The following is a 9,585-nucleotide window of genomic DNA, read 5'->3' on the forward strand; positions in this document are numbered from 1 at the left end:
AAGCTCACGAACACCGATCGCGCGCAACGCCGGAAGAGCCGGATCGAGCCCGATGAGCTGCCGCGCCTCGGCAATCGCGCCTTTCGAGAGCATCCATTCGAAGCGCGTCTCGGCCCTCGCATAGAGCTCGGGCCGGGGCACATCGAGAAACATCCGCTCGACCTCCACGCCCTTGAGAGGTGCCTCGGCCGCGCCCTCGCGCTGCCAGTCGCCAAGCGAACGCCCCGTGGCCTCGACCACCTCGAGCGCACGAACCAGCCTCTGACGGTCGGCAGGCAGCAGGCGCGCCGCCATGGCGGGATCACGGAGAAGAAGTTCCGCATGGAGATCGCCTGCAAAGCTGCGCCACCGGAGGCGAACCTCGTCGGGGATGGGCGGCACCGCAGCAAGCCCCTGTTCCAACGCCCTGAAATAAAGCCCGGTGCCGCCGGTGACGATGGGCAGGAACCCCTCCGCCCAGGCAGCGCCCAACTCTCTCTCCGCCTCATGCAGCCAGGCGGCAACCGAATGCGCCACAGCAACCGGAACATGACCGTAGAGCCGATGCGGGGCCGCAGCCTCCTCCCCGGCATCGGGCCTTGCCGTGAGAATTCTCAGTTCGCGGTAGACCTGCATGGCATCGGCGTTGATGATGATGCCTCTGCGCTCGCGGGCAAGCCTGAGCGCCAGGGCAGACTTGCCGCTGGCGGTGGGGCCTGCAATAAGCAGCGCGCATCTTTGTGAAGTGTGCATCATGGATTCCGTCCTCGTCCTCATAGCAGCCCCGGGCACGCAGGCAATCGCTGCGCCGATCCTTGATCTGCTGCGGGACCTGGGCGGCGGCCCGCCCCACTGGCTGGCCGAGGGTGAAGCCTGCGAGATATCTGCCTTCGCGCGGCTGCCGGAATTCATGCTGGCCATCCGCCGGTTCCCGGTAGATGCGGCCCTGATTTCCAACCAGAACCGGCGCAAGCGGCTGCTGATCGCCGACATGGATTCCACCATGATCGAACAGGAATGCATCGACGAACTGGGCGAGGCGGCCGGGGCGGGAGAAGCAATCCGCGACATTACCCGCCGTGCCATGTCCGGCGAGCTGGATTTCGAGACTGCGCTGAGGGCGCGCGTGCGGCTGCTGGCCGGCCTTCAGGCCGGGCTTGTGACCAGGCTGCTGCGCGAGCGGATCACCTTCATGCCCGGCGCGCAGACCCTGATTACCACGATGAAGGCCAATGGGGCCTACACCGCTCTCGTATCTGGTGGCTTCACGGTATTCACCGGGCCGGTGGCGCGCGCTCTTGGATTCGACGAGAACCAGGCCAATGAGTTGGTGATCGAGGATGAACGGCTTACAGGCGACGTGCGCCCGCCCATCCTCGGGCAGAGAGCCAAGCTCGAGGCACTCCATCGCATGACCGGGCGTCTTGGCCTCGACCCAGGCGATGCCCTTGCTGTTGGTGACGGGGCCAATGATCTCGCCATGCTGGCCGAGGCCGGGATGGGCGTTGCCCTTCATGCAAAGCCCACCGTGCAGGAGAGCGCGCTGATCCGCGTCAATCATGGCGATCTGACCGCTCTGCTCTATCTCCAGGGCTACACCAAAGCCCAGTTCCGCAACTGAGACCGTGAACCACACGCTCTTGCGCGGAGCGCGTCATTTTGCCAGCATCCACCCAGACAACAGGGAGAGCGAGCTATGGCCGCACACGAAAACGCAAAACACACGCGCAAGATCATGCTGGGCGAGGACCGGCTGCCAAAGAGCTGGTACAACATCGCGGCTGATCTGCCGGCCATGCCGCCCCCTCCCCTTCACCCTGGCACCTTGAAACCCGTGGGGCCCGACGACCTGTCGCCGCTCTTTCCCATGGAACTCATCATGCAGGAGGTCAGCGCCGAGCGCGAGATCGCCATCCCTGAGCCCGTGCGCGACATCTACCGCATGTGGAGGCCAACCCCCCTTTATCGCGCAACCGGCCTCGAGAAGGCCTTGGGCACGACCGCCAAGCTCTACTACAAATACGAAGGCGTGAGCCCCGCGGGCTCGCACAAGCCAAACACCGCCGTGCCCCAGGCCTTCTACAACAAGCAGCAAGGCGTGAACAAGCTCGTTACCGAAACCGGCGCCGGGCAATGGGGCTCTTCCTTGTCCTTTGCGGGGGCGCTGTTCGGCATCGACGTCAAGGTCTACATGGTGAAGATCTCCTTTAACCAGAAGCCCTACCGCCGGGCACTGATGGAGGTCTATGGCGGCAAATGTGTTGCCAGCCCTTCGCTGGAGACCAACGCAGGCCGGCAAATTCTTGCCGCCAACCCTGATTCCAATGGCAGCCTCGGGATCGCCATTTCCGAAGCCGTCGAGGTGGCCGCCACCAACCCCGACACCAAATATGCCCTTGGCAGCGTTCTGAACCACGTGCTGCTGCACCAGACGGTCATCGGCATCGAGGCCATCGAGCAGATGCAGCAGGCAGGTGCGGAGCCCGATATCATCGTCGGTTGCACCGGGGGCGGCTCCAACTTTGCGGGTCTCACCTTCCCCTTCATCGGCCAGCAACTCAGAGGGGGCAAGAAGGTGCGTGTCATCGCCGCCGAGCCAGCCGCCTGTCCGTCACTGACCCGTGGCCGCTATGCCTATGACTTCGGCGATACGTCGCACATGACCCCCCTCGTCAAGATGCACACGCTGGGATCGACCTTCATGCCGCCTGGCTTCCACGCCGGTGGCCTGCGTTACCATGGAATGGCGCCCATGGTCTCGCATCTCAAGGAAATCGGGCTCATCGAGGCCGAGGCCTACACACAGAATGCCTGTTTCGAAGCCGGGGTCATGTTCGCCCGCACCGAGGGCATCGTGCCTGCGCCAGAGGCCAACCACGCGGTGCGCGGCGCGATCAACGCCGCGCTGAAGGCCAAGGAACAGGGCACCTCTCCGGTCATTCTGTTCGGGCTTTGCGGCCACGGCCATTTCGACATGCAAGCCTATATGGACTACCAGGCAGGCAAGCTCGAAGATCGCATGTATGACCAGTCGGCTCTGGATGCTGCGCTCGAGGGCCTGCCCAAGATTGCTGCTGAGTGAGCCTCTACGTCTGCCAGCGGCTGGAGATCGCCCGGCTCCGACCAACCGAGATGGTCGAAGCCGGGCACGTCGCCCGCCTTGCCCGGGAGATGCAGCGGGACGGCCTTCAGCGCCGCCCGCTGCTCGTCGAGCGCGCCTCCATGGCGATCCTTGACGGCCACCACCGCTTCCATGCGGCGCAGGAGCTTGGACTTGCCCGGATCTGCGCTGTCGTTATCGACTATGATGATCCGAGACTGGAGCTCAGCTCATGGTCTACGCGAGCCTACTCGCGGACAGAGGTGCTTGCTGCAGCAGAAAGCGGCGTGCTGCTTCCTGCAAAATCCACCCGACACGTCCTAACGCCGCCGCTTGGTGAGGCGCCAGTGGCGCTGGCGGACCTCGAGGCTGTCACTGCTCCTTCAGCTTCAGCGCGATGAAGCGCATCTCGCTGGCTTTACCGCCCTTCGAGACAAGCAGCAGCAGAGAAGACTTGCCCGCTGCCCGGGCCGCGTCTGCCCGGCGTGCGATGTCCTCGGCAGCCTGAACTGCCTCTTCACCTGCCTCGGTGATGACGTCCCCCGGCGCCAGACGCTTTTCGGCTGCAGCACTGTCTGCGGCGACATCGATCACCACCGCGCCGCTGACTTCCTTGTCGGTTGCAAATTTCGCCCTGAGGTCCTCGGACAGGGTTGCCAGGGTCATGCCCAGCACCTTGACCTCGGCCGGAGCGGTTGATGCGCTCCCGTCCGAGCCGCCAGATGCGGCCGCAGCCAGCTTTTCACCATCCTCGAGCCGCCCGACCTTGGCCGTGACGCTCACCTCCTTGCCCTTGCGCAGAACCTTGACGGGCACATCGATGCCGATGGGGGTTTCGGCAACGATCTTCGGCAGGTCGCGCATGGAGTCGATCGCACGGCCGTTGAACTCTAGGATGACGTCGCCAGGCTCCACACCAGCCTGCGCCGCAGGCCCGGTCGGCGTGACATCCGAAACCAGGGCGCCGCGTGCGCGGTCAAGACTGAGGGATTCGGCAATATCATCGGTCACCGCCTGGATCTTCACGCCAAGCCAGCCGCGCCTCGTCTCCCCGAATTCGACGAGTTGGCTGACCACGTTCTTGGCCGTGTTGGCTGGGACGGAGAAGCCAATGCCAACGGATCCGCCCGATGGCGAGAAGATGGCGGTGTTGATTCCCATCACCTCACCTTTCAGGTTGAACAGCGGGCCACCCGAGTTGCCTTTGTTGATGGCAGCATCCGTCTGAATGAAATCATCATAGGGGCCCGCATTGATGTCGCGGTTCCGGGCCGAAACGATGCCAAGCGACACCGACCCGCCAAGGCCGAAGGGATTGCCGATGGCCAGCACCCACTCACCCACCCGCAGTCTGTCGCTGTCACCAAAGTCCACGGCAGCCAGTGGCTTCTCCGGCTTGACGCGGATGACCGCCAGGTCGGTCTTGGAATCCCGGCCGACCAGTTCACCCTTGAGAACCGTATCATCGTGGAAATGGACCTCGATCGTATCGGCCCCATCCACAACATGGTTGTTGGTGACGATGATACCCGCCGGATCGATGACAAAGCCCGACCCCATCGAACTCATGCGCTGTGGCGGCTCCGAGCCAGGGTTGCGCTTGAGAAACTCGTCGAAGAAATCCTTGAACGGACTATCTGGGTCTTGAGCCCCCGGTTCACCGCCCTCATCTCCGGGAGCAGATTCGGGGGCTCCCTCGGCTGTCTCAGGCCCCTTCGCCTCGATGGTGATCTCGACCACGGCAGGCAGCAACCGGTCGGCAAGATCCGCAACCGACGGCAATTGTTCAAGTTGCATGGCCGGTGAGGTCTGGGCATGGGCCACCTGAAGTGGCGCAAGCGCCAGGCCGATGGCCATTGCGCCGGTTGCGATGCAGATCACTCTTCCTGTCGCCATAATCCCTGTCCCCTCACACGTTCGCCAACGCGGACCGGCCGCTCAGGGCGCAGGCGGCGGTACTGTCGCCTTCTGGTTCCCGAAGTAACGGAAGAAGTCCGAATCCGGGCTCAATACCATGGTTGTACCCTGCGTACCCAGGCTCTTCGCATAGGCCTGCATCGAGCGATAGAAGCTGAAGAACTCGGGATCCTGCTGGAATGCCTCGGCAAAGACGCGGTTGCGTTCCGCATCACCCTGGCCGCGAATGATTTCGGCTTCCTTTCGGGCCTTGGCAAGCTTTTCCGTTGTCGTGCGGTCAGTTTCCGCCTTCATCCGGGTCTTCGTCGCCTCACCCTGCGAGCGGATGTCCTGGGCCAGCGCCTTGCGCTCGGACTCCATGCGCCGATAGGTCTGCTCCAGCACGTTCTCAGACAGATCGGTGCGCCGAACGCGAACATCCACGATCTCGATGCCGAGCGTATCGGCCTCCTCCCGAAGCGCGTCACGAATCTCACGCATCATCACGGCCCGATCCGAGGACAGGGCGGCATCGAAGGAGCGGCGGCCATAGGTCTGCCGCAGCGCGGCATCGAGTCTCGCTGCCACACGCGCCTCGGCCTGCATCAGATCAGCACCCAGAGTCTCACGGAACAGCCGGGCGTCCTTGATGCGAGCCAGGGTGATGGCATCCACGATATAGACCTGGGAGGCCACATCCTGCACCGGCCTGTCGTTGTTCTCCCAGATGATGATACGGTCCTCGATCTTCGTCACCGTGTCTGCAAAAGGCAGCTTGAAATAAAGCCCAGGCTCTTCGACCACACGGTTGATGTCACCAAAGCGCAGAACCAGCGCCTTGTGCTTCTCGTCCACCACGAAATAGGACATGTAGAGCAGGGTCAGGCCGATGATGGCGATGACACCGAGAATCGTCTTGGTCATGCTGTTCATGATCTCTGTCCCACTCAGTTCTGTTGATCGCCCTGGCGGGCCTTGAGTTCCGGCAGCGGCAGGTAGGGCACGACACCCGTGCCGCCACCGCCTTGTTCCATGATCACCTTGTTCGTCTGACCGAGGATCTGCTCCATGGTCTCGAGGAAGATGCGCTCGCGGGTTACTCCCTGCGCCTTCTCGTACTGCTCGTAAACGGACAGGAAGCGTGCAGCCTCGCCCTCAGCCTGCGACACGGTCGCTGACTTGTAGGCGTTGGCATCCTCGATGAGCTTGGCAGCTTCACCGTCTGCCAGCCTCAACTGCTGGTTACGGTACTGTTCCGCCTCGTTGATCAGTTGCTGCTGGTTCTGCCCGGCACGAACGACCTCGGCAAAGGCATCAGCCACTTCCCGTGGCGGCTGAACATCGCCAAGGTTGACGGACGTGATCGTAACGCCTGCGCCATATTCATCCAGGAGTTTCTGTGTGATTTCCATCACCTGCGCCTCAACGGCATTCTTGCCCGTGGTGAGAATGCCCTGCGCGCGGGTCTGACCCACAACCTCACGCATGGCGCTCTGGGCCACGGAGCGTATGGTCCGCTCCTGGTCAGCCACGTTGAAGAGGTAGTTCTTGGCATCATTGATGCGCCAGAACACCGAGAAGGGGACGCCGATGATGTTCTTGTCGGAGGTCAGCATCTGGCCTTCATTGCCTTCGTTCCCGATGTTGATCTGGCGCACGGCGCCGACACGCGGCTTCTCCATCGTTTCGACCGGCCAGAGCGCGAAGTGGAGACCCGGCTCGGCGACCCGGTTGAAGGTGCCGAAGCGCAGGACGACGCCGCGCTCGTCGGGTTGCACCTGATAGACGCTGTTGTACGCCACAACGATGGCAACGAAGGCCACCGCCAGCAACCAGCCGAGGCCAGCACCGCCGCCGCGGGGAAGCACCTGCTTGAGACGGTCCTGGCTTTTCCGGATCAGGTCATCGAGATCTGGAGGGGTCGGACCGCGCCCCGGCGGATTCGGCCGCCGCGGTCCTCCGCCACCCTGGCCCCAGGGGCCCTGCCCCCACGGTCCCTGGTTACCGCCACCGCCTTCGGAATTCCACGGCATGCCATCCACCCTTGCTGTTCAGCTGTGTCTAATCGAAATTCACGCTGGATATAGGTACGCCGGTGATGAATGTCCACGGCGCTGAAACACCTTAACTTTTTGTCATCCGGTCAAGGGTGCGCAGGACAAAGCCCGCAGAATCCCGCTCACCCCTAGGGTGAACCTCGCGAGCAACCTCCCTCCACTCCGAGGGATCAAGTACGGGGAAGCGGGTGTCGCCCTCGACGTCGAGGTCAACCTCGGTCAGATAAAGCCTCACGACCATGGGCCAGAACAGACGGTAGATTTCTCCCCCACCGATCACCGCGACCTCTGGCGCCCCCCAGCTCAGGGCCAGGGCCTGCTGGGCGCTCTCAGCGCGCGCGGCGCCCGGCGCGGCGAAATCAGCCCTTCGGGTAATGACGATATTCTGGCGGCCGGGGAGAGGCTTTCGCGGCAGGCTCTCCCAGGTCTTGCGACCCATGATGACGGGCTTACCCATGGTGATCTCCTTGAACCGCTTGAGGTCGGCGGAGATATGCCAGGGCAGACCACCCTCATGCCCTATGACACCGTTTCGGGCCACGGCCACCACGAAGGAAATCACGCGCCGCCTCCAGCACCGAAAAAGATCATCAGAGCATAGATCCCGTTCCATGCTCCATGACAGACCATGACCACCCATATGCTGCCAAAGCGATACATGAGGAAGCCGAGAGCCAGACCCATCAGAAAGATGAGGCCGATTGACAGCCACGGCTCGGTAACGTGCAGCACTGCCCAGAGAGCCGATGTGAGAATCGTGGCACCCGGAACGCCAAGCCGTGTCAAGGAGATCGCTGAAAAGAGCTGCCCTCGAAAAATCAGCTCTTCGGCAAGCGGCGCGCCGATCGCCACCGAGGGCAGCACGGCGAAGAAGAACAGCGGCTCGTTGGCGATATCAAAAACCGCTTCCTTGACGAGCCCCGCCGACCCCGTCTGCGGCGACGCGCCATCAGCACCAGGCGTGTACTGTGACAGATCTATGCGAAGCGCGAGAACCAGAACCAGGATCGCGACATACATGGCAAGCATGAAACTGCCGACCAGCACCATCCAGCCGAGTCCACGGATCTCGGGCCGCCGAAAATTGAGGACCATCGCGGCCGCACCACCGCGCTGACCAGCCAGCCACCATGCCGCGGCCGCCACCACAAGAGATGCCGGAAAGATGACGACGAGGCTGGCCTTGACCAGATCCCGCGTCGAACCGCCTTCGGCCCCCGAGTAAAGTGCAAGCACGCCATAGGACAGCCCCGTCTGCAGAACATAGTGGATCATCAGCAGGAGGCCGGCCACGGCAAGTCCATAGATCAAGCTGGCCGGATGGTGCGGCCAGTAGAGCCGGCGCAACAGGCCTCCCTCAAAGTCGCTGCCCAGCGCGCTCATACGGCTACGGGCGCAGCAATGTGCGGGTGGGGATCGTATCCGACGATTTCGAAATCCTCGAAACGGAAGTCTGCGATGTCCGACAGATCGCGCTTGATGACCAGTCGCGGAAGTGCCCGCTGCGGACGCATCAGTTGTTCGTCCGCCTGCGCGAGATGATTGAGATAGAGATGCGCATCTCCAAGCGTATGGATGAAATCCCCGGCCTGCAGCCCCGTCACATTGGCCACCATATGCGTGAGCAGAGCATAAGAGGCAATGTTGAAGGGAACGCCGAGGAAAATATCGGCTGAGCGTTGATAGAGCTGGCAGGAGAGCTTGCCGCCAGCCACATAAAACTGAAACAGGCAATGGCAGGGTGGCAGCGCCATGCGATCAACGTCCGCGGGGTTCCAGGCGGTCACGATGAGGCGGCGTGAATCCGGACTCTTGCGGATCCGCGCTATGACATCGGAGAGCTGGTCGATTGCCGAACCATCACGTGCGGGCCAGGACCGCCACTGCGCACCATATACCGGCCCCAGATCACCGTTGGCATCTGCCCACTCGTCCCAGATGGTAACCTTGTTGTCGCGCAGATACTTGATGTTCGTCTCGCCGCGGATGAACCACAGGAGCTCGTGAATGATTGAGCGCAGGTGCAGCTTCTTGGTCGTCACCAGAGGAAAGCCAGCCGCGAGGTCGAAGCGCATCTGCCAGCCAAACACCGACAGCGTTCCGGTCCCCGTCCGGTCCTCCTTCCGGTGGCCGTGCTCCCTCACGTGCTGCATCAGATCATGGTATTGTTTCATGCCGGAAACGTTAGACGATTCCGGTTCCGGAAACAAAGTGCTGAAACAGCTCTTCCCATGAAGCACCTGCACGCCTATATTGACATGGTCAGGCCGCAAGGCCCGACTATGGCGATAAACGGTGATCGTAATAAGCCTTTCGGACCCGGGGGCAGTACCCGGCGCCTCCACCACCGACCGCCCTGGCAGGGGCGGCCGGTGATGGGGGCGAACCAGGATCGACGAGGGTGTAAAGGGTCGCTTTTTGCCCGTGATGGTACCGACGTTATCGGGCTAAACATATAGTTGCCAACGACAACTATGCTCCGGTTGCAGTGGCTGCCTAAGGCAGTCTGAGCACCGAAATCAAAGTCCTTGGGCTTAGCCGCTCAAGGCGGGG

10 protein-coding genes and 1 other RNA gene are annotated in these 9,585 nt (G+C 62.5%); 4 read left to right on the forward strand and 7 right to left on the reverse strand.

The window, feature by feature from the left end; translation table 11 throughout:
* Positions 1-735: tRNA (adenosine(37)-N6)-dimethylallyltransferase MiaA (gene miaA, locus ACILRN_RS13285; protein WP_395689031.1), on the reverse strand; the 735-nt coding region annotated here is incomplete at its 3' end.
* Here miaA and serB point away from each other — a divergent pair.
* The 3 genes from serB (at position 734) to ACILRN_RS13300 (ending at position 3,480) form a co-directional block, all read left to right on the forward strand.
* Positions 734-1,600, forward strand: a complete 867-nt coding sequence (serB, locus tag ACILRN_RS13290) for a phosphoserine phosphatase SerB (protein ID WP_395689033.1) — start codon at positions 734-736, stop codon at positions 1,598-1,600. The genes miaA and serB overlap by 2 nt on opposite strands.
* 75 nt (positions 1,601-1,675) lie before the next feature.
* Positions 1,676-3,061: a TrpB-like pyridoxal phosphate-dependent enzyme gene (locus tag ACILRN_RS13295; RefSeq protein ID WP_395689035.1), complete on the forward strand. Its 1,386-nt coding sequence runs from the start codon at positions 1,676-1,678 to the stop codon at positions 3,059-3,061.
* Complete coding sequence (locus ACILRN_RS13300) at positions 3,058-3,480, forward strand: ParB N-terminal domain-containing protein (protein ID WP_395689038.1); 423 nt, start codon at positions 3,058-3,060, stop codon at positions 3,478-3,480. The genes ACILRN_RS13295 and ACILRN_RS13300 overlap by 4 nt, the downstream gene beginning before the upstream one ends.
* On the opposite strand, the gene ACILRN_RS13305 is transcribed toward ACILRN_RS13300, so the two are convergent.
* From ACILRN_RS13305 to ACILRN_RS13330, 6 genes are all read right to left on the reverse strand, one after another.
* Positions 3,452-4,975, reverse strand: a complete 1,524-nt coding sequence (locus tag ACILRN_RS13305) for a Do family serine endopeptidase (protein WP_395689040.1) — start codon at positions 4,973-4,975, stop codon at positions 3,452-3,454. The two genes, ACILRN_RS13300 and ACILRN_RS13305, sit on opposite strands and share 29 nt — an antisense overlap.
* Before the next feature lie 42 nt (positions 4,976-5,017).
* Positions 5,018-5,908, reverse strand: a complete 891-nt coding sequence (hflC, locus tag ACILRN_RS13310) for a protease modulator HflC (RefSeq protein ID WP_395689043.1) — start codon at positions 5,906-5,908, stop codon at positions 5,018-5,020.
* 14 nt (positions 5,909-5,922) lie between these two features.
* Positions 5,923-7,008, reverse strand: coding sequence for an FtsH protease activity modulator HflK (gene hflK / locus ACILRN_RS13315; protein ID WP_395689045.1), 1,086 nt, complete (start codon positions 7,006-7,008; stop codon positions 5,923-5,925).
* Between the two features lie 91 nt (positions 7,009-7,099).
* On the reverse strand, positions 7,100-7,645 hold the full coding sequence (locus ACILRN_RS13320; RefSeq protein WP_395689047.1) for a dihydrofolate reductase: 546 nt from the start codon (positions 7,643-7,645) through the stop codon (positions 7,100-7,102).
* Positions 7,591-8,379 (reverse strand): lysostaphin resistance A-like protein, encoded by a 789-nt coding sequence (locus tag ACILRN_RS13325; RefSeq protein ID WP_395689048.1) that lies wholly within the window; start codon positions 8,377-8,379, stop codon positions 7,591-7,593. Before ACILRN_RS13325 ends, ACILRN_RS13320 begins: the two co-directional genes overlap by 55 nt.
* 32 nt (positions 8,380-8,411) lie before the next feature.
* A complete protein-coding gene (locus ACILRN_RS13330) occupies positions 8,412-9,206 on the reverse strand; it encodes a thymidylate synthase (protein ID WP_395689049.1) in 795 nt (264 codons plus the stop codon).
* A gap of 48 nt (positions 9,207-9,254) precedes the next feature.
* Here ACILRN_RS13330 and ssrA point away from each other — a divergent pair.
* Positions 9,255-9,585, forward strand: a transfer-messenger RNA (tmRNA) gene (gene ssrA / locus ACILRN_RS13335); the annotation flags it as partial.

The sequence above is a fragment of the Aestuariivirga sp. genome, from assembly GCF_044238155.1.
In the GTDB taxonomy this organism is placed as follows: Bacteria; Pseudomonadota; Alphaproteobacteria; order Rhizobiales; family Aestuariivirgaceae; genus Aestuariivirga.